At 64.8% G+C, this 24137-nt stretch carries 27 protein-coding genes, 1 tRNA gene and 2 pseudogenes; 22 read left to right on the top strand and 8 right to left on the bottom strand.

The window, feature by feature from the left end; all coding sequences use genetic code 11:
* Positions 1 to 208: 208 nt before the first annotated feature.
* The 6 genes from OG326_RS38995 to OG326_RS38970 all read left to right on the top strand — a co-directional run bounded on the left by OG326_RS38995 (position 209) and on the right by OG326_RS38970 (position 6440).
* A complete protein-coding gene (locus tag OG326_RS38995) occupies positions 209 to 946 on the top strand; it encodes a lytic transglycosylase domain-containing protein (protein ID WP_442791093.1) in 738 nt (245 codons plus the stop codon).
* 174 nt (positions 947 to 1120) lie between these two features.
* On the top strand, positions 1121 to 2407 hold the full coding sequence (gene eno / locus OG326_RS38990; RefSeq protein ID WP_327142111.1) for a phosphopyruvate hydratase: 1287 nt from the start codon (positions 1121 to 1123) through the stop codon (positions 2405 to 2407).
* Between the two features lie 50 nt (positions 2408 to 2457).
* Complete coding sequence (locus OG326_RS38985) at positions 2458 to 3111, top strand: FtsB family cell division protein (protein ID WP_327142110.1); 654 nt, start codon at positions 2458 to 2460, stop codon at positions 3109 to 3111.
* On the top strand, positions 3108 to 3665 hold the full coding sequence (locus OG326_RS38980) for a DUF501 domain-containing protein (protein ID WP_327142109.1): 558 nt from the start codon (positions 3108 to 3110) through the stop codon (positions 3663 to 3665). The genes OG326_RS38985 and OG326_RS38980 overlap by 4 nt, the downstream gene beginning before the upstream one ends.
* Positions 3665 to 4624 (top strand): Ppx/GppA phosphatase family protein, encoded by a 960-nt coding sequence (locus OG326_RS38975; RefSeq protein WP_327142108.1) that lies wholly within the window; start codon positions 3665 to 3667, stop codon positions 4622 to 4624. Before OG326_RS38980 ends, OG326_RS38975 begins: the two co-directional genes overlap by 1 nt.
* A 349-nt stretch (positions 4625 to 4973) precedes the next feature.
* A complete protein-coding gene (locus OG326_RS38970) occupies positions 4974 to 6440 on the top strand; it encodes a peptide MFS transporter (protein ID WP_327142107.1) in 1467 nt (488 codons plus the stop codon).
* Here OG326_RS38970 and OG326_RS38965 read toward each other — a convergent pair.
* On the bottom strand, positions 6397 to 7719 hold the full coding sequence (locus OG326_RS38965; protein ID WP_327142106.1) for a uracil-xanthine permease family protein: 1323 nt from the start codon (positions 7717 to 7719) through the stop codon (positions 6397 to 6399). The two genes, OG326_RS38970 and OG326_RS38965, sit on opposite strands and share 44 nt — an antisense overlap.
* The gene (locus OG326_RS38960; RefSeq protein WP_327142105.1) at positions 7716 to 8825 is read right to left on the bottom strand and encodes an arylsulfotransferase family protein; all 1110 of its coding nucleotides are present in this window, start codon (positions 8823 to 8825) and stop codon (positions 7716 to 7718) included. The genes OG326_RS38965 and OG326_RS38960 overlap by 4 nt, the downstream gene beginning before the upstream one ends.
* Positions 8826 to 8964: 139 nt before the next feature.
* Between OG326_RS38960 and OG326_RS38955 the strand changes: the two genes are divergently transcribed.
* Together OG326_RS38955 and OG326_RS38950 are read left to right on the top strand one after the other, a co-directional pair.
* On the top strand, positions 8965 to 9573 hold the full coding sequence (locus OG326_RS38955) for a helix-turn-helix domain-containing protein (protein WP_327142104.1): 609 nt from the start codon (positions 8965 to 8967) through the stop codon (positions 9571 to 9573).
* A gap of 54 nt (positions 9574 to 9627) precedes the next feature.
* A tRNA-Leu gene (locus OG326_RS38950) sits at positions 9628 to 9701 on the top strand.
* Positions 9702 to 9838: 137 nt separating this feature from the next.
* On the opposite strand, the gene OG326_RS38945 is transcribed toward OG326_RS38950, so the two are convergent.
* Positions 9839 to 10078, bottom strand: coding sequence for a hypothetical protein (locus OG326_RS38945; protein ID WP_327142103.1), 240 nt, complete (start codon positions 10076 to 10078; stop codon positions 9839 to 9841).
* 80 nt (positions 10079 to 10158) lie between these two features.
* Between OG326_RS38945 and OG326_RS38940 the strand changes: the two are divergent.
* A pseudogene (locus OG326_RS38940) lies at positions 10159 to 10406 on the top strand (MerR family transcriptional regulator).
* Between the two features lie 459 nt (positions 10407 to 10865).
* On the opposite strand, the gene OG326_RS38935 reads toward OG326_RS38940, so the two are convergent.
* Entirely contained in the window at positions 10866 to 10997 is a 132-nt protein-coding gene (locus OG326_RS38935; protein WP_327146774.1) for a hypothetical protein, read from the bottom strand.
* On the opposite strand from OG326_RS38935, the pseudogene OG326_RS38930 reads away from it, so the two are divergent.
* The 5 genes and pseudogenes from OG326_RS38930 to OG326_RS38910 all read left to right on the top strand — a co-directional run bounded on the left by OG326_RS38930 (position 10962) and on the right by OG326_RS38910 (position 16781).
* Positions 10962 to 11228 (top strand): annotated as a pseudogene (locus OG326_RS38930) (MerR family transcriptional regulator). The gene OG326_RS38935 and the pseudogene OG326_RS38930 overlap by 36 nt on opposite strands.
* A 993-nt stretch (positions 11229 to 12221) precedes the next feature.
* Complete coding sequence (locus tag OG326_RS38925) at positions 12222 to 14537, top strand: hypothetical protein (RefSeq protein WP_327142102.1); 2316 nt, start codon at positions 12222 to 12224, stop codon at positions 14535 to 14537.
* A complete protein-coding gene (locus OG326_RS38920) occupies positions 14519 to 15295 on the top strand; it encodes a hypothetical protein (protein ID WP_327142101.1) in 777 nt (258 codons plus the stop codon). The genes OG326_RS38925 and OG326_RS38920 overlap by 19 nt, the downstream gene beginning before the upstream one ends.
* Positions 15296 to 15452: 157 nt before the next feature.
* Positions 15453 to 15578, top strand: a complete 126-nt coding sequence (locus tag OG326_RS38915) for a hypothetical protein (protein WP_327142100.1) — start codon at positions 15453 to 15455, stop codon at positions 15576 to 15578.
* 84 nt (positions 15579 to 15662) lie between these two features.
* Positions 15663 to 16781: a Fic family protein gene (locus OG326_RS38910; RefSeq protein WP_327142099.1), complete on the top strand. Its 1119-nt coding sequence runs from the start codon at positions 15663 to 15665 to the stop codon at positions 16779 to 16781.
* A 308-nt stretch (positions 16782 to 17089) separates the two neighbouring features.
* Here the strand turns inward: OG326_RS38910 and OG326_RS38905 are convergent, their stop codons facing one another.
* Entirely contained in the window at positions 17090 to 17485 is a 396-nt protein-coding gene (locus tag OG326_RS38905) for a hypothetical protein (protein WP_327142098.1), read from the bottom strand.
* A gap of 65 nt (positions 17486 to 17550) precedes the next feature.
* Here OG326_RS38905 and OG326_RS38900 point away from each other — a divergent pair, with 65 nt between their 5' ends.
* The gene (locus OG326_RS38900; RefSeq protein WP_327142097.1) at positions 17551 to 18075 is read left to right on the top strand and encodes a hypothetical protein; all 525 of its coding nucleotides are present in this window, start codon (positions 17551 to 17553) and stop codon (positions 18073 to 18075) included.
* A gap of 78 nt (positions 18076 to 18153) precedes the next feature.
* On the opposite strand, the gene OG326_RS38895 is transcribed toward OG326_RS38900, so the two are convergent.
* On the bottom strand, positions 18154 to 18555 hold the full coding sequence (locus OG326_RS38895) for a hypothetical protein (RefSeq protein ID WP_327142096.1): 402 nt from the start codon (positions 18553 to 18555) through the stop codon (positions 18154 to 18156).
* Positions 18556 to 18744: 189 nt separating this feature from the next.
* Here OG326_RS38895 and OG326_RS38890 point away from each other — a divergent pair, with 189 nt between their 5' ends.
* The 3 genes from OG326_RS38890 (at position 18745) to OG326_RS38880 (ending at position 20173) form a co-directional block, all read left to right on the top strand.
* Positions 18745 to 19191, top strand: coding sequence for a MarR family winged helix-turn-helix transcriptional regulator (locus tag OG326_RS38890; protein ID WP_327142095.1), 447 nt, complete (start codon positions 18745 to 18747; stop codon positions 19189 to 19191).
* Positions 19192 to 19289: 98 nt separating this feature from the next.
* On the top strand, positions 19290 to 19736 hold the full coding sequence (locus OG326_RS38885; protein WP_327142094.1) for a hypothetical protein: 447 nt from the start codon (positions 19290 to 19292) through the stop codon (positions 19734 to 19736).
* 17 nt (positions 19737 to 19753) lie between these two features.
* Positions 19754 to 20173: an Ohr family peroxiredoxin gene (locus tag OG326_RS38880; protein ID WP_327142093.1), complete on the top strand. Its 420-nt coding sequence runs from the start codon at positions 19754 to 19756 to the stop codon at positions 20171 to 20173.
* Between the two features lie 25 nt (positions 20174 to 20198).
* Here OG326_RS38880 and OG326_RS38875 read toward each other — a convergent pair whose 3' ends face one another.
* Together OG326_RS38875 and OG326_RS38870 are read right to left on the bottom strand one after the other, a co-directional pair.
* The gene (locus tag OG326_RS38875) at positions 20199 to 21419 is read right to left on the bottom strand and encodes an acyl-CoA dehydrogenase family protein (protein WP_327142092.1); all 1221 of its coding nucleotides are present in this window, start codon (positions 21417 to 21419) and stop codon (positions 20199 to 20201) included.
* An 81-nt stretch (positions 21420 to 21500) separates the two neighbouring features.
* Positions 21501 to 21845 (bottom strand): hypothetical protein, encoded by a 345-nt coding sequence (locus OG326_RS38870; RefSeq protein ID WP_327142091.1) that lies wholly within the window; start codon positions 21843 to 21845, stop codon positions 21501 to 21503.
* A gap of 75 nt (positions 21846 to 21920) precedes the next feature.
* On the opposite strand from OG326_RS38870, the gene OG326_RS38865 reads away from it, so the two are divergent.
* From OG326_RS38865 to OG326_RS38850, 4 genes are read left to right on the top strand one after another with little or no spacing between them, the layout of a single operon-like run.
* Positions 21921 to 22232, top strand: a complete 312-nt coding sequence (locus OG326_RS38865) for an ArsR/SmtB family transcription factor (RefSeq protein WP_327142090.1) — start codon at positions 21921 to 21923, stop codon at positions 22230 to 22232.
* On the top strand, positions 22229 to 22768 hold the full coding sequence (locus tag OG326_RS38860) for an SRPBCC domain-containing protein (RefSeq protein WP_327142089.1): 540 nt from the start codon (positions 22229 to 22231) through the stop codon (positions 22766 to 22768). Before OG326_RS38865 ends, OG326_RS38860 begins: the two co-directional genes overlap by 4 nt.
* 15 nt (positions 22769 to 22783) lie before the next feature.
* On the top strand, positions 22784 to 23239 hold the full coding sequence (locus OG326_RS38855) for an NUDIX hydrolase (protein WP_327142088.1): 456 nt from the start codon (positions 22784 to 22786) through the stop codon (positions 23237 to 23239).
* 57 nt (positions 23240 to 23296) lie between these two features.
* On the top strand, positions 23297 to 24109 hold the full coding sequence (locus OG326_RS38850; RefSeq protein WP_327142087.1) for a ParA family protein: 813 nt from the start codon (positions 23297 to 23299) through the stop codon (positions 24107 to 24109).
* The last annotated feature ends 28 nt before the right edge of the window (positions 24110 to 24137 follow it).

The following is a 24137-nucleotide window of genomic DNA, read 5'->3' as shown; positions in this document are numbered from 1 at the left end:
TGGCTTCAGGGGTGACATGCGGGTTTCAGCTTCCCGAGGGAAGGTATCCGGCAACGAGAAATTTGGCAAGGCTTACCTAATGGGCGTGTCTAGCGATAGCTGATAAGTATCAAAGACTAGCCGGGAGGGTAACCGACCCGTATCGATCAGGGCGACTCGAACGAGCGTCCGTTCACGTTCGTGGAGGGAAAACCGAACTACCTGGATGATGTATGGAGTGCGTTCCAAACAGGCCGGTGTCGGCGCCACTCTGAACCGCGCCGGCCTGATGGTCACGGCGGCCGCTCTCGTGCTGCTGGCAGGTTGCGGCACAGTCAATCTCACGCCTGTCCCGGACAGCATGCCGCCCGGTGCCGGCGCGCCGCTGCCGCTCATCGATCTGGATGCGCCGGGGCGCAGTGCGATTCAGCTGCACTCGTGGGCGCAGGAGCAATCCGGCACGCTCGGCATCGGCGTGGTTGCGCTGGAGGCCTACGGATATGCCGCCGCGCTCATGGCGCGCTCGCGCCCGGAATGCGGAATCGGATGGACCACCGTGGCCGCCATCGCCAGCGTCGAGAGTCAGCACGGCACGCACAGCGGGGCGCATGTCGCCGACGACGGCAAGGTGACGCCGCCGATCCGGGGCCGCGCCCTGGACGGTTCGCCCGGCGTCGCCAAGATCTTGGACGCCGACGGCAATCCCGTGCGAGCCATGGGCCCGTTCCAGTTCATCCCGGAGACCTGGCAGCGCTGGGGCATGGACGCGAACGGCGACGGTATCGCCGATCCGGACAATATCGACGATGCGGCGCTGACCGCGGCGCGCTACCTGTGCGCCAGCGGCGGCGACCTCACCGGCGCCCCCGGCTGGCAGCAGGCGCTGCTCACCTACAACCAGTCCACGACCTACATGAGCACGGTCCGCTACCGCGCCGCCGCGTACAGCGTCGGCCGCCGGGCCTGACCTCGAATTAGGGTCGCTCACACCGCGACACGCGGTCACCGGGAGTGCGAGGCCGCGTGTGGGGGTGCGAGGCTGACGGGGGGATGTGTCCCATCAGCATCTACACGTTAGGCTCGGGATCGCACGGGACTGCCGTGCGACCTGCCGGGTAAGCAGCCAAAGGAGTGTCGTTTCGTGGCCATCATCGAACAGGTCGGAGCTCGCGAGATCCTGGATTCGCGTGGCAACCCCACTGTCGAGGTCGAGATCGCTCTCGACGACGGCACCCTCACTCGCGCGGCCGTGCCGTCCGGCGCGTCCACCGGCGAGCACGAGGCCGTGGAGCTCCGTGACGGCGGTGACCGTTACAACGGCAAGGGTGTGCAGAAGGCCGTCGAGGCCGTGCTGGACGAGATCGCGCCGGCCGTGATCGGCCTGGACGCCGTCGAGCAGCGCACCGTCGACCAGACCCTGCTGGATCTGGACGGCACCCCGGACAAGTCGCGCCTGGGCGCGAATGCCCTGCTGGGTGTTTCGCTCGCCGTGGCGCGCGCTGCCGCCGAATCCTCGGGCCTGGAGCTGTTCCGCTACATCGGCGGACCGAACGCCCATGTGCTGCCCGTTCCCATGATGAACATCCTCAATGGTGGTGCGCACGCCGATACCGGCGTCGACGTCCAGGAGTTCATGATCGCCCCGATCGGCGCGCCCACCTTCAAGGAGGCGCTGCGCTGGGGTACCGAGGTCTACCACTCGCTCAAGTCGGTGCTCAAGGCGCAGGGCCTGTCCACCGGTCTGGGCGATGAGGGCGGCTTCGCGCCGGACGTCGCGGGCACCCGCGCCGCACTGGATCTGATCGCCATCGCCATCGACAAGGCCGGCTACAAGCTGGGCACCGATATCGCGCTCGCGCTCGATGTGGCCGCCACCGAGTTCTACACCGCCGGTGAGGGTTACAAGTTCGAGGGCTCGGTCCGCACCGCCGCCGAGATGAACGAGTTCTACGCCGAGCTCATCACCCAGTTCCCGATCGTCTCCATCGAGGATCCGCTGTCGGAGGACGACTGGGACGGCTGGGTCGCGCTCACCGATTCCATCGGCGACAAGGTGCAGCTGGTCGGCGACGACCTGTTCGTCACCAATCCGGAGCGCCTGGAAGAGGGCATCGCCAAGGGCGCCGCCAACGCGCTGCTGGTGAAGGTCAACCAGATCGGCACGCTGACCGAGACGCTGGACGCGGTCGATCTCGCGCACCGCAACGGCTACAAGACGATGATGAGCCACCGGTCCGGCGAGACCGAGGACACCACCATCGCCGATCTGGCCGTCGCCGTCGGTTCCGGTCAGATCAAGACCGGCGCCCCGGCGCGCTCGGAGCGGGTTGCCAAGTACAACCAGCTGCTGCGCATCGAAGACGCGCTCGGCGACTCGGCGCGCTACGCCGGAGATGTCGCCTTCCCGCGTTTCGCGTTCGAAGGCTGAATAATCGATCCCCGAAGGTTGGGACAATCGGCTGAGTTTCGGGGTGTGAAATGACGGAGCGACGGGCGCGCGGAACCAGTCCGGCAGGACGCGGTGACCGCCGCCCGTCGCGCACCGCCAAGCCTCGAACCAGTGCCAAGCGGGCCGAACCCGCCGCTTCCGCTTCCGGCGGCGGCGCTCCCAAGCGTCGTTCGGCCGCGAAGGCGGCCACCTCGAAGCGCACCGCGCGGGCGAAATCCGAACGGCACGAACGCCAGATCCTCGGCATGTCCACCGGTCGCGCCGTGCTGCTGGCCGCGGTGCTGTGCGGGCTCGCACTCACCCTGGCGGTGCCGCTGCGCACGTATTTCACCCAGCGCGCCGATGCCGCCGAACTCGCCTCGCAGCGTGAGCAATTGCAGGACGATGTGGCGCGCCTGCGTGATCGCCGTGCGCAGCAACAGGATCCGGCCTACATCAAGTCCGAGGCGCGCGACCGGCTGCGGCTGGTCATGCCCGGCGAAACCCCCTATATCGTGCAGATTCCCGGCATAGACCAGCCGGCCATTCCGACCCAGCCCGCGAAGGCACGGGAACCGGACCCCTGGTACACGGAGCTGTGGCGCAGTATTTCCGCGCCGCAACCCGCCGCCGCCCCACCCGCGGATCCGGCGCCACCACCGCCGAATCCGCCTGCCCCAGTCGAGGAAGGACAACCCAGGTGACCACATCCGAGAACCCCGGTCAGCCCAGCGAGCGGGATCTCGAGATCGTCGCCAAGCAGCTGGGCCGGGAGCCGCGCGGCGTACTCGCCATCGCGTACCACACCCCGGACGGGCTGCCCGCGGTCGTGAAGACCGCGCCGAAACTGCCCGACGGCACGCCCTTTCCGACCCTGTACTACCTGACCGATCCGCGGCTCACCGCCGAGGCCAGCCGGTTGGAGACCACGGGTCTCATGCGCGATATGACCGAACGGCTCACCCACGACACCGAATTGGCCGCCGGGTACCGCGCCGCGTACGAGAGCTACCTGGCCGAGCGCAATGCCATCGAGGATCTCGGCACGGATTTCGCCGGTGGCGGTATGCCGGATCGGGTCAAATGCCTGCATGTCCTCATCGCCCATTCGCTGGCCAAGGGTCCGGGGGTGAACCCGCTCGGTGACGAGGCGGTAGCCGCCGCCGCCGAACACGGGTTGCGCGGCAAGGCGATTCCGGCAGACTGGCCGAAGTACCCGGCCGGTGCGGACCACGAGGCGAACTCAGAAGGTGCGTAATGAGTGAACGGATCGCCGCCGTCGATTGCGGCACCAACTCCATTCGACTACTGATCGCCGATGCCACCCGGGATGAGACGCGCGGCGCGCATCTCACCGATGTGCATCGGGAAATGCGGATCGTCCGGCTCGGCCAGGGCGTGGACGCCACCGGTGCGCTGAATCCCGAAGCCATCGAGCGCACCCGGGTCGCACTGCACGACTATGTGGATCTCATGATCGAGCACGGTGTCGCGCGGGTGCGGATGACCGCCACCTCCGCGACCCGGGACGCGAGCAATCGCGAGGACTTCTTCACCATGACGGGCGTCGAACTCGGCCGGGTCGTGGAGGGCGCGCAGGCCGAGGTCATTACCGGCGACGAGGAGGCGCGGCTGTCCTTCGCCGGTGCGGTCGGCGAATTGTCCAGCGAAGACGGCCCTTTCGTGGTCGTCGATCTGGGCGGCGGATCCACCGAGGTGGTGCTGGGCGACAGTGACGGCGTGCAGTCCGCGTATTCGGCCGATATCGGCTGTGTGCGGATCACCGAACGCTGCCTGCTCGGCAATCCGCCCACGCGCGAGGAGGTCGCGTCGGCGCGCTTCTTCGCCTCCGAGCGTTTGGCGCAGGCCTTCGGCGTGGTGCCGGTGGAGCGGGCGCGCACCTGGGTGGGCGTGGCCGGAACCATGACCACGCTGGCCGCGGTCGCACTCGACCTGCCCGAATACGATTCGGAGAAGGTGCATCTCACCCGCCTGCCGCTGAGCGAGGTGCGCCGGGTGAGCGATCTGCTGATCGGCATGAGTCACGATGAGCGCGCCGCACTGGGTCCCATGCATCCCGGCCGGGTCGATGTGATCGGCGGCGGTGCGGTGATCGCCGAGGTGCTGGCCGACGAGCTGGCCCGCCGAGCCGGAATCTCCGAGCTGATCATCAGTGAGCACGACATCCTGGACGGCATCGCCCTCTCCATCGCCTGAACCGCATCCAACCTCGGTCGCGGTGCTCGGGCGGTCCGGCCGACGGAAGCCGGCGTATGCGGCCGCGCGATCTCGGCGGGTACCGAGTGGCTGGTCGTATCACCGCGGCCCGCTTCCGGATTCGGGCTGACGGCATTTCCGTGCGAGCTTCCGATTCGAACCAGGTAAACCGGGCATATCCCGTTCGAGAGCGACTCGCCGCTGGTCAGGGCTCGTGGTGGGGCCATTGGCTGGCAAACTGAAGGCCCTTGCCAAGAGTGCTTTGACCTGTGCATTTGCTCTGGAGTTTGTGACGCGGGTCAACAGTTGAGGTTGCTGTCAGATTGCCCAATATGGGAGGGTCTGGTTCATGTCAGAGGTAGCTCACCACGCGAAACCGGTCTCCGAACGGACCCTGTTCGGTCATCCCATCGGTCTGGCGAATCTGTTCGGCGTCGAGCTGTGGGAACGGTTCTCGTTCTACGGCATGGTCACCATCCTGGGCTACTACCTCTACTACACGACCGCCGACGGCGGTCTGGGCCTGGAGAAGAGCACGGCCACCGGCATTGTCGGCGCCTACGGTGGTCTCGTCTATCTCTCCACGGTGCTCGGTGGCTGGATCGCCGACCGGGTGCTGGGCTCCGAGCGCACCGTGTTCTACGGCGGCGTGGTCGTCATGGCGGGTCATATCGCGCTGGCGGTCCTGCCCGGGTTGACCGGTGTCGGTGTCGGCCTGGTGCTGGTGGCGCTGGGTTCCGGTGCGCTGAAGGCCAATGCCTCGTCGCTGCTGGGCACCCTGTACGACAAGGGTGATGCGCGCGCCGACGGCGGTTTCACGCTGTTCTATCTGGGCATCAACCTCGGTGCGTTCGCGGGACCGCTGCTCACCGGTCTACTGCAGGATCATGTGGGCTTCCACTACGGCTTCGGCGCGGCGGCGATCGGCATGGCGCTGGGCCTGACGCAGTATGTGGTGTTCCGCCGCAATCTCGGCGACCACGGCCGGGATGTGCCGAACCCGTTGCCGCGCACCGCGATTCCGAAGTCCATCGCCGCCGTCGTGGTGTTCGCGGCGCTGGTCGCCGTGGCAGCGCTGACCGGTCTGCTGACGCTGTCGAATCTGCCGAACGCGACCACCGGCTTGATCGTGGTGGCCTCGATCGCGTACTTCGCCATCATGCTGACCAGCTCGAAAGTCGAACCCACCGAGCGCGTCCGGGTGCGCGCCTTCATTCCGCTGTTCATCGCGAACGCGGTGTTCTGGTCGCTGTTCCAGCAGATCTTCACCGTGCTGGCCGTGTACTCCGATGAGCGGATCGACTGGAACGTCTTCGGCTGGACCGCGCCGTCCAACTGGATCGGCTCCATGGAACCGGTGTGGATCATCGCGCTCTCGCCGCTGTTCGCGATCATGTGGACCCGGCTGGGCAATCGCGCGCCGAGCACCCCGCACAAGTTCGCGCTCGGCGTGCTCGGAATGGGTGCGGCCTTCATGCTTTTCGCGATCTTCTCCGGCACCGAGGGCAAGTCCGTGCCGATTCTGTTCGTCTTCGCGGTGCTCGGCGGCTTCGCCATCTCGGAACTGCTGCTCTCGCCGATCGGCCTGGCGGTCACGACCAAGCTGGCGCCCAATGCTTTTCGCGCCCAGATGATGGCCCTGTATTTCTTCTCGGTCGGTATCGGCACCTCGATGTCGGGTGTGCTCTCCAAGTTCTACGACCCGTCCCGGGAACTGGCGTACTTCGGTATCACCGGGCTGGTGGCGGTCCTGGTGGGCTTCGGGGTGCTGGCTATCGCTCCGTGGGTGACCCGTCATATGGAGGGCGTGCACTGATTCGGGCGAAGAGCAGGTGCACGACCACACCGACCACCGCGGACATGGTCACGCCACTGCCGAGCAATAGCCGCAGATCGGCCGGAAAGCTCTGGTAGAGACCGGGTGTGAGGATCGGCAGCAGCCCTGCCGTCAGCGCGGCCGTCGCGGTGATCAGGACACCGTCATTGCGCATATCGACGCGTTCGAACATGCCGATGCCGGAGGCGACGATCATGGCGAAGGCGATGGCGGCGGTACCGCCGATCACCGGGCCGGGCAGTGAGTTCACCAGCCGGCCGATCGGCGCGAAGAAGGCCGCGATCGCCAGCAGTACGCCGGTCAGCGCCGTGACGTACCGGCTGCGCACCCCGGTGAGCTGGATGAGCCCGATATTCTCGCCGCTGGTCACCATGGTCGCGCCGCCGAGTGCGCCGGACAGCAGCGAGGTCACGGCATCGCCGCGAATGGTGCGGCCCACCGTCGCCGCGGTATCGATCTTCTTGCCGACGACTTCGGCATTGAGTGTCGTCTGCCCGGCGGCCTCCGCCATCGAACCGATGCCGAAGACCAGCAGCGGCACCGCCGCGAGCAGATCGAAAGTCGGTGTGCCGAAAGGGAACAGCTGCGGAGTCTGGATCAGGCCGGAACCCGATTGCAGGTGGAACTGCCCGATGGCCGCGGCCACCGCGGTGCCGAGCAGCAGTCCCAGCAGCACCGACAGTCTGCGCCAGCCTGGTGGCAGGAAGCGATGCGCGAGCACCGTGGCCGCAATGGTGATCACGGCCAGCAGCACCGCGGAGATCGCCGGATGACCGTCCGGCGCGGTGATCAGATTTCCGGCCACCTTCACCAGATTCACGCCGATGACCACCACCATGCTCGCGATCACCACGGCGGGCAGCCGGGTGACGAGCCTGCGCGCCACCGGAACCAGCAGTATGCCCGCGACCGCGGTGAGAATGACCGCGCCGCTCGCGGTGGCCGGATTCGACTGCTGCGCAATCTGAATGAACAGTACGACCGCCGCACCACCGGGCAGCATGACGAACGGCAGGCCGGCGCCTAGCCCGAAGCGGCCGCCGGACTGCAGGATCGTCCCGATACCGCTGCACAGCAGGGTCGCGCTGAGCAGGGCGCGGGCGGTGCCGTCGTCCAGGTGCAGGCTGTGGCTGATCAGCAGCACCGAGGTGATGGGCGTTGCGATCATCACCACCAGGTGCTGGACGGCGGCGACGAGGGCGCGCGCCGGGCGCGGGACCTCGTCCACCGGATGAACTTCGGTGTCGACGCGTGTCATCGTGTTGCCAGCCAGGGGATGTCCTGCGCCTGGTAGCGGTAGGCGCGGAAGATGGCATTGGAGATTCCCGGAAAGACCTGCGCGGTATCGGGATCCGGGTATTCGGTGAACGATGGCACCACGTACTCCCAGCAGATCTGGTGTGCTGCAGTAACTTCGAAGATCCTGCCGAATGCGGCCTCGGTGATGAGGGTATTGCCATTGGGCAGTCGCTGCGCGCCGCCCATGAACGGCGTGAAGAACGCCTCGCGCGGGGAATCCTGGTACTTCCAGCCGATTTCGCCTGTGGCAGGGTCGATTTCGATGACTCTGCTGAAGGTCACCGATTCGCCCGTGCGGAAGGTGCCGTTGTCGAAGATCAGAATTCTGCCGTTGTCCAGCGGGGTGGCGTGATGCTGCTGTGCGAGGGTGTTGCGATCGGCGAGGATGGTGTACTTCCCCGTGCGGCGGTCGATGGTGATGACCGCGGACACACTGCGCAGACTCGCCACCACCGTGTGCTCGTCGAGCGGGTGCACGCTGTTGATGAGCGGCCAGTGCTCGCGCCAATAGTGCGGTTGCAGACCGAAATCCGCGGGATCGAGGTGTTCGAACGTCTGCCATTCCCACAGCGGCGTCCCGTCTGCCGCGACCTCCCGGATGACGTCGGTCCACACGATGCCGTCGGCCTCGGTGCCCGGCACGCCGCCCTGGATCCGCGCCGCCGCCGCGCCGGTCTGCGGCTCGACCGCGGTGTAGAGGATGCGGCCGTCGTCGTAGTGGTGCGCGTCGTGGTGCTGCAGGTTGTCGCGGAACTCCGTGAGCAGCACGCCATTCGGATCGTATTTGCCCATGGACCCGCCGCTGTACTTGCGCCACATGGCGAACAGCGGCGGAATCTCCAGCGTCGCACCGCTGTACGCGAGCACGCCGCCCGGGAGTATGCGGGCGTGCCGCCCCGGCCGATACGGCAACTCCCACCGGTGCGCGAGTGCACCCTCGAGATCGACCAGGTCGACCACGCCGCGCCCCGCCAGCGGCGCGTACAGCGTGTATCCGGGTGAGGCGAGCTCCGGGTCGGCCCCGATCAGGCCGGTGCCGCGCCGTTTGAGCGTGTTCTGTTCCATCGATCCTCCTGAATATTCAGCGATACTGAATATTCAGTAGAGTGGGTTGTGCCGGAACACTTCGAATCAGCATGATCACAACGGTCCCGCGAAACGCCGCGGCGTCGACAATGGTCCAGGCGAACGAGAGGCGGGTTGCGTGCAGGCGGAAGGTGAGGACGCGGAATCCCCGCGCCGGCAACAGCTCGGCCATGTGATCCACAATCGGCGGCTGGCGGTGAAGCTGACCCTGGCCCAGCTGTCCGAGCACACGGGCTTATCGCAATCGTTCCTGAGTCAACTCGAGAACGGCCGCACCAACGCGAGTCTGCGCTCCCTGCAACGCATCTCGGACGCCCTCGCCACCACCGCCACCGAACTGCTCGCCGCCGCCGACCCCACCCCCGACGAGGTCCTGGTCCGCGCCACGGACAACACCCGCCTAGACCAATCCGACCGCGACGCCGACGGCACAGTCCGCTCCCTCACCCGCGGCCCCCGCAACCTCCGCGCCCTCGAATTCACCGGCGGCACCCACCACGGCGCCCGCGAATTCACCCACCCCAACGACGAACTCATCTACGTAGTCACCGGCGCCATCACCCTGGAAGCCCACTCCACCCCCACCACCCTCACCACCGGCGACTCCTACTACTGCCCCGCCAACACCCGTCACCGCTGGTGGGCCCACACCCCCGACACCATCACCCTCCTCCTCACAGTCGCCGAAGACGCCCAAATCCGCCGCTCCCCCCACAAACCCCGCTAACCCACCCCATCCTGATTCCACTCCGACCGTACTGCTCGGTACTCTGACCCAGACGCCCCCGTAGCCCAATTGGCAGAGGCAGCGGACTTAAAATCCGCCAAGTGTCGGTTCGAGTCCGACCGGGGGCACTAAGGGAATCCGGCATTCGCGCCGGGGCCCGTACGTTGTTCCACTCTTCGTGAGGTGTTGTGCGGCAACCAGATACGACGTTCGCGTCGTACCGCGTGGCCGCGCTGCGTGAACGTCTCTTGCGGCCGAGGTGGGGTCAGCGGGGTGTGCTCATACCGACGTGTCTGCGCCGGCGCACATGCGGGTTCCGCGCACGCGGATGACGCGGGGCAGGGGACCGCTGGGCGGCGAGCGGGGCGGGCATCGCCGGGCCCATGACGGTGTCCCACCACGGGCGTAGCGGGCTGGGGTCAGGCCGGCGCATCACCAGCTGATCCCGGTCCGGTTCGGGGCGGGATGAGGTGCGGTCGGTATCGGGAGAGGTCCTCGTGCTCACGAATCTGTCCGATCAGGCGGGGTGTTCGGGTGTTCAGGCCGCGCGATGTTGGGCGCGGTAGCGGTGTCGGTGTAGATGACCTGCTGAACGGCGGTGAGAGTTGTCTGTACGAGCAGCACGGCTTGATCACCCCCACCGCAGCGCGGGCGGTACCCGCCGCTACAGCTGTGACGATCTCGCGCGCCTGCGGCGTATCACCGCTCTGGCCGAGCAGGGGGTCAACCTCGCCGGTATCGGACGCATCCTGGACTTGGAAGACGCCAACATCGCGCTGACCGATGAACGCGACCAGCTGCGCGCCGGCCCCGGCAGCACACACGCTCTCTGACGACCGATTCACGCCCAATAAATCTCTATTGATGGGTGTAGACAATCCTCGCAGATCGTTGTACTGTTTCTCTCGTTCGGAAGTTAAGAAATGGCAAGGCGCCGTAGTAGGAAGCCGAATGCGCTGCGGGTAGGGAAGTCAGTTGTTAGCCCGGTTCCCTCCGGCGAAGAAAAAAGAACATGGCAATAGGTATTACCGCTGGAGGGAACCGGAAACACCGCACCACGCGCCGGAAGTCGCCCACAGTGACCCGCCGGCGACACCGCCTCGAAAGTTGGGGGCGGGCAGCGAAGCCTACGTGCCGGGAGGTGTTCCGCGAGTAACCCACCCACGCATGACGCGTCCGTGTCGACACGAGCGGACACCGGCCGGAAATCGGCAACAACATTGAATCCAATACCCTTCGCAATCGACGTCAGGCCTCAGCGCACTCAGCGCCGGGGCCCTGATGTCGTGACATCACACCAAGGTGCCGAGCATCGATCCGAGATGACTTCCGCCGACGGCCCCAACCCCGGCGACCGGCTCGACGATGACGAGTTCCCCGCCTACGGCGTGGGACGCGCCGCTGAACTCCTCGGTGTCACCCAAGTGTTCCTACGCGCCCTGGACACGGCGAAACTCCTTGCCCCGCAATGCTCAGCGGGCAGGCACCGCCGCTACTCGCGGTAACAGCTGCGGATTGCCGCACGGGTACGCCAGCTGATCGATGATGGCAATACCCCCGAGGGCGCGTGCCGCATCGTGATCCTGGAGGATCAGCTCACCGAGGCCGAACGCATCAACGACGAGCTCCGGCAACCCCTCGACGAGCAGCACTGATGTCGGTTGTCGAACATCGCTGAAGGCGACTTCGAAGACCGACGCTCCTCACCTGACAAGGCCAGGTCCCCTCGGCTTCGGGCGCTCCCAGATAGATACTGCTGGTTGATCTTCCGAGATTCTGCGATGGGCGGTTCGAGCAGCGTCACCAGCGGCTGCGAATCTGCCTATGTGGGGATGGTCGAGGCAAAGCAGTGGGCCTGCTCCCATGACAGCTGCGTGACGAACTACCTCCCAACGACGGCGGGCGTAAAAGTAGTGATCTACCTGCGACTTCTAATGAAGTTCCGCTCTGAGTCTTGACGCTGGGCTTCTCTTAAGTCAAGCTTTTCGCAGCGCCATGGTTGTGCCTTCATCCGGAATGTCTTCGGAAATATCACTCGGACACGGGGTTCGGCACACTTCTGTTCGTCCTCTTCGGCGCAAGCCCTCAACCCGCACAGGATCGGGGCTTGGTCGTTGAAGGGTCGGGGGCCGGCCACTCCCGCGTTCGCCTCGCGAACGGATCCGGGGCTCCCCGTACGCAGAGTCCGTGACACAGATTCCGCGCAGAGGACTCCCGGGTAGCGCCCGGTAACAGCACGCCCCGCTTCGTCTCTGGCTCCGGGGACGGGTCTCCGATTATTTGCCAACCCAAGCCTGTTGCAGGGCTTGGGTTCTTTCATGCCCAGATTCAGAAGGACGGTCGAACCTCTTGTCCGACAACGAAAACACGACACTCATCCGCTTCGGAAGCGATCGCTTTCACTCGACCGACACGAAACCCGTTACAGGACAACAACACACAGGTTCCGGCGAGGGCCAGTCGTGATGAGCGCTTCCTATGATCCGGCGTGGGGGGCTGCGTGGATAGCAAGTTTGGCTCCCACCGCCGCGGTCGACCAGGCCTCGGGGGCGGCATCTGGGCGGGCGAGTCCCCGGGTTTATTCGTACAATGTGAAGTCCGGGGCCGACGCAGCTCAGAAGTACGCCCGCATCTCGACCTCCCAGGACATGATCGAGCGGGCATCCGCCGATTCAGCCGGTCCGCGATCCCGGCTTGCCGGTTCGGTTCCGGCTTCCGCGCAACAGGACCTACCCGGCCACGCCCCGATAGCGCTGCAGGCCAAGCCGATCGCCGATCCCGAAGCCGGTGCCACGCTCGATGCGGACGGTTTCGTCGTGCCGCAGCCGGGCAGCGTCCCCAACCCGGGCGCTCACCTACGGCCAGAGCAGAACTCGCAGCCGAGTCCTGACGCGCAAACCGTCCCGGTACCGCAGCCGAACGACACGATTCCATTCGTTGCACCAACGCTCGCACCGGTCACACCGGCGGCTCAGCCCATTGCCAGCTCCTCGGCATTGCTCAACGCACTCACCGGAACCGGTCCGGCCCCCGCGGACCTACAAGCCGGCACCCACGCAGTACAACAGGCAGCGCAAACCACCCCCGACCCGAACGCGGCACTGCTGGGCGCATTGACCAATACCCAGATCCATCAACAGACCATCGGAGGCGACGCCACCCTCACGGTCGCCATCCCCGCTGGGCAACAAGGCATTACACCTCCCGCCTCGGCGGGCCCCAAGACCGGCGCCGGGCCGACCTCCTCGGCGTTGCTCAACGCGCTCACCGGAACCGGTCCTGTCCCCGCGGACATCCAGGCGGGCAGTCAAGCGATACAGCAGGCGAGTCAGAATTCCTCCGACTCCAACGCGGCGCTGCTGGGCGTACTGACCAATACCCAGATCCAGCAACAGACCACCACCACAGGTGACAGAGCTACCACACTCACCGCGGTCACCGGACCCGACGGGCACACCTCGATCAGCATCACCCAACGTCCGGTCCCTCCATCACCTTCGTCACCGCACACCCAAAACCCGACCGATCCCAAAGCGCAAGCCACCCGCGACTGGGTGAACGAGATGTGGCAACTCGGACTGAGTGCGACCCGGTTCCAGACGAACCTGACCGGCGGTGGCGGGTGGTCCGGACTCACCCACAGCTGGAGCACGCTCGCGCGCGGAGTGACCAGCTTCGGCCAGACCTGGTCCGGTTCGAACCCGCAACCCCGCGCGGACGCGCTCACCGATCTCGGTGCCGCCGTGATCCGCTGGGACGACCTCAAAGAACACGGACCCGAGTACTGGCAAACCAAACTCGGCCTCGACCTCGGCGCCGGAATCGCACTCGACGGCCCCACCGCCGCACTCACCCGCGGCGCCGCCGCCGCAACAGACGCGGCAGAAAAAGCCGCTATCCAGGCCGGGAAGGACGTGGGCACCGCCGTCGACGACGCAGCTGCGGTGGCAGCAGGCAAGGACGCCGGTCAACAAGCCGTGGACAACCCCACAACGGTAGTGAACTCGGACACACCCGCGGCGCTGATCCAAGACGACCCGCCGGCATCGGGTAGGCCACATCCCGGCGACGCAGACCGACCTGACCGGAGGCCACCGAGCAATCCGGCCGCAGAAAGTGATTTACCCGCACCGACACATGCAGCCGACGGCACCACACCAGCGGGACACGACACCCCACCCGGAACAGTCCGGCCCGACTCAGCCGACACCGCAGCGGACACACCATCACACTCTGCCAGCTTAAACGCCTACATCGGCGCAGAAAACGAAGCCACCCAGATCCTCGGACGAACCGCAGATCGCGCTGTTGGCATCGATGAGTGGGCCACAAGGCACGGTCCTCTGACACGCCCGCCGCAGGTCCACAACTCGCTCAACGAGGTACGCGAACTCCGCCGCCAACTCGAGATTTCACCCGAATCGACAGGCACCCCTGCGCTGGACAACGCGTCGATAACCCCGAAACATCCGATCACCGGCGGGACACTCAGCGAATTCGACATCGGCATCATGCAGCCCGGCCATAGTGAAATCACCCGCCGGGTCGAAGTGAAGACGCTGAGAGACCCACTGGAAAACGCAGACCGCCTTAATAGTCCGGTGAAGCAAGCGATAGAAAAAGTCCTCAAGAGAGAGGAAGCCGGGATGCCGATTACCACGCGAAAGGAGGTGAGTGTCTACGTAAACATAAGAATAGGATCATCATCCAAGAAGGGGATAGCTACAAACATAAACGCGGAAGGCACGATAACTCGAACGAGGCTGGACGGAACGGAGATCGGACAGCCGAATAATATGTTCGACGAATTCGAGGATCTGCTGAACGATAACCTGAAACCGCGAAAGAGTGGTGTAGAGAACAGTGATAAAATCGACAAGGTGACCATCGTGAACGATGCGAACCCGGGCAAGATACTGGCGGAATTCGCACGACGAGACTCCGGTTGGAAGAGGACGAAATGAACTGTTACCCCGAAGATGTTCCCTACCAATTGCAAATTGTGGAGAATCCATGGCATCTTGGATTTTCCCGCGAAACTGATACGGGGGAGGGGGGGATCAGATTGGGGGAAATCATCCTGGACTCATTGTATGAATTCATGGGAGACTTTTGCATACCGTTGACGATGGACCTGTCGACCTGGTATTGGGATGAAGAACTTGATATGCCCAAGGGCTCCGGGGAGGTGCCCGGCAGGCCGGAGCCATCAGGCCGACTCCTGCGTACGACATCGCGTTATGCCCGTGATTTTAAGACATCATGGAGTAGTCAGGCCGTCAGCGATGCATCTGCAGATGTCATCGATCGCGATCTCGCACTCAGCTTCTACCGGCAGACTCTCGATGCGGATATGCAGCTGGATCCACACGCGGATATAAGTTGGACCGAAATCCAAATTCGATCGACGTATGTGAGACTTCCGAAAATATCCGATCAATTCACTTCCGCGTACGATCATCTTCGGTCCCTCGATCATCGGGGTACCGCTGTACTGCACCCGATAGAATGGAGAGCGGGATCCGCTTGGTTCCCCGGTCCTCTATCGGATGAAATCAACGCGCCCATCGAGATTCGAATATACCGATATTTCGGTGAAGTCGTCATGGACGTGGATATTTACAATTATGCTTGGGATCCCGATTGGCCTGACTCGCCAGGGTATGCGGATATTGCCAAAGGAATCGTGGCCCTGGAACGTCGTGGGTGGGTGCGGAAATAAGAGGAGGCCTCTCGAGAGATGCCGCAGCCAGGTCGCGAATCCGCGTTGTTGTGGACTGTACGTATCACCCGGGGGCACTGCATCACATCACTTCGCCGTCTGTAGAACCGCAGTTCACAACGGTGTCGCTTCGAACCTCACTGCATGGAAAGACTCGATGGCGAACGGCAACACCGTGTTCGGGGTCGGCCTCGGCGCCGCGACGTTCGAGGCGACGTCGTGCACGATCGTGGCCGGCTCGGACGGTCGCGCGGTCACCTTGTACTCGTTGATCCTGGACTAAGTCGCCAACCCCTCGCTAGCGTCTCGAGTGGCGCGATGCGATATTCACCGCAGATAATGCGGCGAATAGTGGTATAATCACCGCATGGGTGACGGGTACGTCAAGTACATCTGGGAAGGGCCCGACTGGCCTGATTTGAGATATGACGTCGCCCGGTTGGCTGATTCGATCGCCGAGGTCGCGTTCGGTCATGGTCATCTAATGGGCAGGCTCGCGGATACCGAGACCGCGGTACAGGAGCAAGCGAGTCTGTCCGCTCTGACCGCAGATGTGGTCACGACCAGTGAGATCGAAGGCGAGTTGCTCGACGTCGCGTCGGTCCGATCTTCCATCGCACGGCGTCTGGGGGTGGATATCGGCGCAGCGGTTCCGGCCGATCGGAACGTTGATGGTGTGGTCGAAATGATTCTCGACGCGACGGTCGACCACGATCGGCCGATGACCGCCGAACGGCTGTTCGGCTGGCATGCCGGGCTTTTTCCGACCGGATACTCCGGGATCTCCCGGGTGAGCCTCGGCGCATGGCGAACCGACGCGACCGGGCCGATGGAGGTGGTGTCCGGTCCCTACGGCCCGCAGCGGGTGCACTTCGAGGCGCCGCCGGCCGCCCGGCTCGACACCGAAATGCGCCGGTTCCTGGATTGGTTCAACCGGGATGCCGATGAGCCCGCGATCGTCAAAGCCGGTCTGGCACATCTGTGGTTCGTGACCGTGCACCCATTCGATGATGGCAACGGGCGTATCGCGCGTGCGCTGGGCGACTTGTGGCTGGCCCGCGCCGACCGCAATTCACGCCGCTACTACAGCCTCTCGGCGCAGATCCAGCGAGACCGTACCGACTACTACACGATCCTGGAACGCACCCAGAAAGGCCCGCTCGACGTTACCGAATGGCTGTTGTGGTTCCTCGGTGCACTGCAGCGCGCCATCATCCACGCCGACGAGACCGTCGACACGGTCCTGCTGAAGGCTCGTTTCTGGCGACATTGGGGACAAGTCGCGATGAACGCTCGCCAGATCGCCATGCTCAACCGCCTGCTGGACGGATTCAACGGCAAACTCACCACCCATAAATGGGCGGTGATCACGAAATCCTCGCAGGACACCGCACTTCGGGACATCAACGAATTGGTCGAACTGGGAGCGCTGCAACGCTCGGACTCCGGGGGCCGCAGCACATCCTACGAATTGATCCAGCCCTGAGGTCGTCACCGAGTCACGGGCGACAAGATGTGTTCGCCGTCGCGGTTTCGGTGATGAAAACTTCTCTGCTCCAAGAGATTTCGGTCTTCGCCGGGTGATAACCCCGGGAGGTCCGTGCGTCCGCGTGGCATTGCCGAGCCGGACGCACGGACCCGTCCGCCTGGTGCGATGTCCCCGCGCTGAGCGAACTCGGGAGGGGGCCGATGACCGGGATGGAGTTGGCGCTGCCGGTGCCGGCGGGGGTGGTGGCCGCTACCGGGGTGGTGACCATGACGGTGGTCTGGCCCAGATTGACCGTGCCGCCGTTGTCATCGAAGTAGACGGTGTTTCCGGCGGGGGAGTGACGCCGCGGAAACGCTGAGCGTATAGGTCGTATTCGGTTGGTGGACAAGTCCGCTGGTCGTGATGCCCGCTTCGGTCAGGCTGCCGCCGGTGGGCTCGGTTCCAGCCGATCCGGGCGTTTTCGAAAGCTGGCTCACCGCAACGCCGGTTCCGCCCCGGCTGACGAAATTGCCGCTCGCGTCCCATCCGCCGAATGCGATGCCGTGAGCTCCTGTCGCAGTGGGGTACCAGGTCACCTGAGCCTTGCCGCGACTGACCTGCTGCGGACCGCCGCCGACGACAACCGCCAGCGTCGTAGTGTTCGGGCCGGAGACCGGCCCCCCGGTGTCACGGTTTGCCAATCCGAAAAGGTTGTCGGTCACTTGCGATACGCTGCGTCAGTCCCCTTGACACACGGGGACTTTCGATAACTGGGGAGAAGTGAAGTATGAAAATGTCGGTCTTTGCTCGTTCGACAGTCGGTATCGCCGCGGTTGCGGCGATGGGGGTGGCCACCATCGTCTCGGCTACGACCGCATCAGCAGATATGTCCGTTGTCGCGTCGTCGGCCTACTGCGTGGGTACGACCTACACGGCAACACTGCCCGCTGCTGACGCTGCCACATTGCAGTCTCAGGCGCCGGGCTTCGCAGAGTTCTCGTTCTTCGACTATTCGTTTGCGACCCAAGCGAACACTCATGTCACCGACGTTGCGTCCTATGTCGCTGGACAGGATGTCACCGTGCAGTGGACGCCAACCGGCGTCGGGCAGCATCAGATCTACGCTGCGGCTTCCTTCAATCCGTACGTCTCCGGCCCTAAAACCGTCGGGTCGGGGATGATCAACGTCGTCCAGGCCGCTCCCGCTGGAGCGAGCTGCACTCCTCCTACCCCGCCTACTGGTGGAACGGGTAGCGCGAGCTCCATTCCGGTGATCGGTGGCCTCCTGAGCACCCTTTCGGCTCAGAAGTAGCACCAGTCCGCGAGTGGGCTCTGGTGGTGGTGACATGCCGAGAAGGCCCACCGCTAGAGCCCTCTCGGCGATTTCAGATCATGCGGTGTGCAGGGCTGCGGTGACCTTGCGGGTCATGTCGGTGACGACGGGGCTGGGGCGGCTTGCTGTCGCGGCGGCTTCGAGGGCTACGAGGACTGTGGTGCGGAAGTTGTCGGCCTCGGTGGGGGATTGCTGGTCGAGGAGGGTTGCGGCGGCGGTGAGGGCGGGGAGGACCTGGTCGGCGAGGTCGGCGACGGTTTTGCCGCTGAGGTGGATGTCTTTGGACTTGGCGTTGAGTACGTGGCCGATGTGGCCGGTTGCGGAGGTCAGGGCGAGGGAGCCTGCGATGGCGGCCTTGTGGGGCTTGTCGGAGGCGGCACTGATGAGGGAGACGGCGCCGTAGGCGGCGGAGCGGACGGTGGACTTGTGCTGGTCGGTGAGGGCGAGGGTGGCGGACATGGTGTGCTCCTTCGAAAGCTGTTGTGGCAGTTGCCCGGAGCCGGTGTGGTCCGGGGCTGTTTTGTTCGATGGGAGTACTTTGTCCGGTGCTGCTGACAGCGCGCTGATGGCGGGCTGACACGGTCGCTGATACAGCCCCGGCCCGGGTGCCTCGCGATGGCGAATGGACCGGTACTGGAAAATGGGCCGGTGACCACTGAGAGCGATCGCCCCGCGCCGCCGCCCGCCAGCGCGTCCATCATCGTGTTGACCTTGGCGCATCGGGTGGAGGCGGAACTCGGTGCGGCGCTGGCGCCGCTGGATCTCACCGTTGCCCGGCTCGCGCTGCTCGGTCATATTGCGAGCGTGCCGGGGGCGTCCTTCAGTGATCTGGCGCGGATGGGCGCGATCAGTGTTCAGAGCGTGCACACCGCGGTGAAAGCGATGGTTGCCGGCGGCCTGGTGCGGGACCGTACGGCGCGTGCGGGGTCGGCGTCGACGATCGAACTCACCGCCAAGGGCGGGCGACTGTTGCGGGCTGCGGAAGAAGTTGTCGCGGAGGTGGACGAGCAGCTGTTCGGGTCGGAGGCGGACCTGTTCCGGCGAGAGGTCGGCGCGGCCATCGCCGCCGCGTTCGCGCGTCGAAACGCGTCCTGATTCCAGGTTTCGCGCATTCCGTGAGCTTTCGCACAACCTTCAACCAGACTGAAGCTCATCACTATGCTTCAGTGTGACTGAAGGATGGAAGGGGAGTCATGGAAAAGGCGCTGCTGTCGATACACGTGCTGGCCGCGATCGTTCTGGTGGGCGGATCGGCGGTCGCCGCGAGCCTGTTCCCGCGCTACGCGCCGGTGGCCATCACCGCGGGACCTCCCGCGGAGGAGCGAAATCTCGCAGTGGCCAAGGCATTTCACCGAATCACCGGAAGCTATGCACTGCTGTCGCTCGTAGTGCCGGTGGTGGGCATCATTCTGGCCGAGGTTCAAGGCCGCATGGGTGAAATCTGGATCACCCTCGCCATGGCGCTGACCTTCCTCGCCGGTGGTCTTCTGGCGGCGTTCATTCACCCTTTGCAGCGCGAGGCTCTCGACAAGCCGGACGACGGTGAGCGCCTGCGCAGACTCTCCATGCTGGCCGGGATCTACAACCTGCTCTGGGCGGCGGTCGTCGTCCTCATGATCGTGCGCCCGGGCGCGCACTGAGGGGGGAAGCTGGATTCATGCCCGATGAGATCCGCTACACCGCGGTTGCCCTCGCCACCGGAGACGGCCGGAACGGTCACGTCGCCACCGACGACAAATTGCTCGATCTGGATCTGGCCGTTCACGAACTCGGCGACGTGGGGCACACCAACCCGGAGCAGCTGTTCGCCGCGGGATATGCGGCGTGCTTTCACAATTCGCTGCGCATCGTCGCCCGCCGCGCCCGCGTCGATCTCGCCGGTTCGGCCGTGCACGCACAGGTCGGAATCGGCCCGGAGGATATCGGTTACGGCCTCGCCGTCACCCTGACCGTGCGGTTGCCCGGCATCGATCCCGCCCTGGCCACCGGGCTGATGGACCTCGCCCACCAGGTGTGCCCGTATTCACGGGCAACCCGGGGGAACATCAGCGTCGATCTGCTGCTGGTTCGAGAATGATTCGAGCCCAGCAGCTTTCGTATCACTAGCGGCTGAGCAGGCCCTTGGCGATATGGGTGACCTGGATTTCATTGCTGCCCGCGTAGATCATCAGAGACTTGGCGTCGCGGGCGAGCTGCTCCACCTTGTACTCGGCCATATAACCGTTGCCGCCGAACAGCTGGACGGCCTCCATGGCGACCTCGGTGGCGGCGCGCGAGGAGTACAGCTTCATCGCCGAGGCCTCGGCCAGGGAGACCTTCTCACCGGCGGCCGTGCGCTCGATGGCGTTGAACACCATGTTCTGCACATTGATTCGAGCGATCTCCATCTCGGCCAGCTTGAGCTGGATGAGCTGGAACTGGCCGATCTCCTTACCCCACAGCTTGCGCGACTTCGCGTAATCCACACTGAGCCGGTGACATTCGTTGATGATGCCCAGCGCCAGTGAGGCGATGCCGATGCGCTCGGCGGCGAAAGACTCTTTGGCACTGTCCTTTCCGTCGCCCTTGGCGGGGCTCTCGGTCTCGCCGAGCAGACGGTCGGGGGTGATGCGCACATTGTCGAAGAACAGCTCGCCGGTGGGGGAGGAGTTCATGCCCATCTTCTTGAACGCGGCGCTCTGCACGAATCCCGGCATGCCCTTGTCCAGGACGAAGGTCAGCACCTTGCGGTCGCGGCGATCGGTGCCGTCCTCCTCGTCCAGCTTGGCGTAGACGACGGTGACGTCCGCGTACGGGCCGTTGGTGATGAAGGTCTTGCGCCCGTTGAGGATGTAGTCCGCGCCGTCGCGCCGGACATAGGACTTCATACCGCCGAAAGCGTCCGAGCCCGAATCGGGTTCGGTGATCGCCCAGGCGCCGACCTTCTCCATGGTGACCAGTTCGGGCAGCCAGCGCTTCTTCTGCGCGAGGGTGCCGCGCGTGCGGATGGTGCCGACGGTCAGCCCGAGGCTCACGCCCATCGACGCCACCAGGCCCAGGCTGATTCCGGCGAGCTCGCTATTGAGGATTACCCCCATACTGCCCGCCCCGCTGAACCCGCCGCCCGACTTGCCCGTGGTGCCCGCTTCCTCCCGGGCCAGGGTCTTCTCCAGCCCTTCGCGCGCCATCTCGTCCAGCCCGAAGGTCGCGTACATCTTGCGGATGATGTCGAAGGGCGGCAGTGCGCCGCTCTCCAGTTGGTCGACGTGAGGCTTGAGCTCCTTGTCGATGAACCCGCGCAGTGCGTCGCGGAACATCAGGTCTTCGTCGGACCACTGGTACATGTCGTGAGCTCCCAAGGGATCGCCGGAACGGTCCCCCGAATATAGAACACGTTCTAATTGTTTCGCCCCGGCGGCCGGGGGTCAGTGCTGCAGTTCGGGAATCGGTTGTTCCTCGAGTACGACGATCTCGCACTGCTCGGCCCAGTGCAGGTGGTGGTGGCCGTCGACCATTTCCAGCGCCTCGTCCATGGACTCGGCCTGGAGGATGGACATTCCGATCACGCCGCTGTCGGTCTCGGAGACGCCGGTCGGCGTGATGCGGCGTGCATTGCCGAGCGGTTTGCCGCCGTCGACGAGTCCGGCGCCGATCCGATTGCTCCAATCCGCCCACAGCTGCATGCCTTTCGCGGCTTCCGCGGGCGTGGCCTGGGCGAATCGTTCGGCGACGGACAGGGGTGCGAGGTAGAGGACTATGTAGCGTTTCATGCCTCGACGATAGGTGACCAAAAGGTCACATGTCAATGATCATGTGACCGATAGGTCTCGTATAAAGTGGCGGGCGTGGACGAGGACGCGGTGTTCAAGGCGCTGGCCGATCGCACCCGGCGGCAACTGCTGGACGCGCTGTTCGTCAGGGACGGCCAGACGCTGACCGAGCTGGAATCCGGGTCGGAGATGACCCGCTTCGGCATCAGCAAACATCTCCGGCTGCTCGAGGAAGCGGGCTTGGTGACTTCCGTCCGCAGCGGGCGGAAGAAGTTGCACTACCTCAATCCCGTGCCGATTCGGCTGATTCACGATCGCTGGATCGACAAATTCACCGAACAGCAGATCTCCGCACTGACCGATTTGAAAAGGGACCTGGAATCGTGAGCTTCGACGAAGTCCTCGCGCGGGCGCGCCCGGAGACGACGCAGATCCATCGCGTGATCATTGCCGCGCCGGCCGCGCGGATCTGGCAGGCCGTGACCGATCCGGACTGGACCGTGCGCTACGGATTCGGCGGCCGCAGCATGATCGAACCCCGGATCGGCGGCGCATTCACGGTATTCGCTCCGTCCGGACCCCGTCCGATCGATACCGAGCCCGAAATCATCATTCGCGGCACGGTCACCGACTACGCCCCGCCGACACTGTGGGGCGCCCGCATCCGTTTCCTCGGCGACGAAAACCTCGCCGCGGCGCCGGAAACCTATCTGCGCTACGAGATTCGCGACCGCGGCGACGGCACCTGCGCCCTGACCGTCATTCACGACGTCGCCGGCGCCCCGCTCATCTCGATCATCATCTCCGGCGACCTGGAATCGGAAGGTTTCGGCGGTGGCTACCCGTTCATGCTCAGCGATCTGAAATCCCTGCTGGAGACGGGGCATTCACTGCCCGTCAGTCGACCGACGCACAAGAGTTGACCGAAGGAATACGGGATGACCTACACAAGTTTCGTCGACGTGCTGCTCATCGCGACTCGGGGCGATGAGATCCTGCTCGCGCGCCGTGCGAATACCGGGTACTCGGATGGGCTGTGGAATCTGCCGTCCGGAAAGCTCGAACCCGATGAGGACCTGGAGGCCGCGATGATTCGTGAGGCGCACGAGGAGATCGGTATACAGCTGAGCCGCAAGGATATTCGTATGGTCGCCGCACTGCATCTGCGGGCGCCCGATGGGCAGGGGCGAGTCGGGTTCTTCTTTCACGCCGACAAATGGATCGGCGAACCGTTCAATGCCGAACCGCACAAATGCTCGGACCTGCGGTGGTTTCATCGTGAGGAGATTCCGGCGGATACGGTGCCCTACACCGATGCGGGTCTGGAACTGTTCTGGCGCGATGAGCATTTCGGCTTGTCGGGATGGCCTGCACCTGCGGATGTCGATTCGTGAGCAATGACTCATGCGTCGCTTCGGCCCGAAACGGAGCTGTCCGGCTAGCCTGGCAACATGTTGGCAACCCTTTCGGGCGAAGCGCAGGCGATCCAGGGCGAAGCGCAGATCGTTGCTCTGTGCAATCAGAAGGGTGGCGTCGGTAAAACCACGTCGACCATCAATCTGGGTGCCGCACTTGCCGAGCAGGGCCGGCGCGTGCTGCTAGTCGACCTCGATCCGCAGGGTGCGCTGTCCGCGGGGCTGGGCGTTGCCGTCAACGACCTCGAGCTGACCGTCTACGACCTATTCGGGAAATCCGCGCCGCCGGTCGACGATGTGCTGATGGAGACCGGCGTCGACAATGTGCATCTGCTGCCGAGCAATATCGACCTGTCCGCCGCGGAGATCCAATTGGTCAACGAGGTCGGCCGGGAGCAGTCGCTGCGCCGGGTGCTGGAGCCGATCCGTCATCGCTACGACTACATCCTCATCGACTGCCAGCCGTCGCTGAGCCTGCTCACCGTGAACGCACTCGCCTGCGCGGACGGTGTGATCATCCCGATGGAGCCCGAGTACTTCGCCCTGCGCGGCCTCGCGCTGCTCACCGACACCATGGACAAGGTCCGCGACCGACTGAACCCGCGCCTGAGCCTCTTCGGCATTCTGGTCACCATGTTCGACCGCCGCCTCCTGCATTCGCGCCAGGTGCTCACCCGAGTGGTCGAAGTCTTCGGCGACCAGGTCTACGGCACCCGCATCTCCCGAACAGTCCGCTTCCCCGACGCCAGCATCGCCGGTGAACCGGTCACCACCTGGGCCCCCAAATCCGGCGGCGCCGAACAGTATCGAGCCCTGGCCCGCGAAGTAATCGCCCGCGCCGCCCGCTGACCCACCGGCGGACAACGCAGCGAGTCCG

Source organism: Nocardia sp. NBC_01327 (genome assembly GCF_035958815.1).
Lineage (GTDB): Bacteria > Actinomycetota > Actinomycetes > Mycobacteriales > Mycobacteriaceae > Nocardia.
This window is presented reverse-complemented; position numbering and strand designations above follow the sequence as displayed.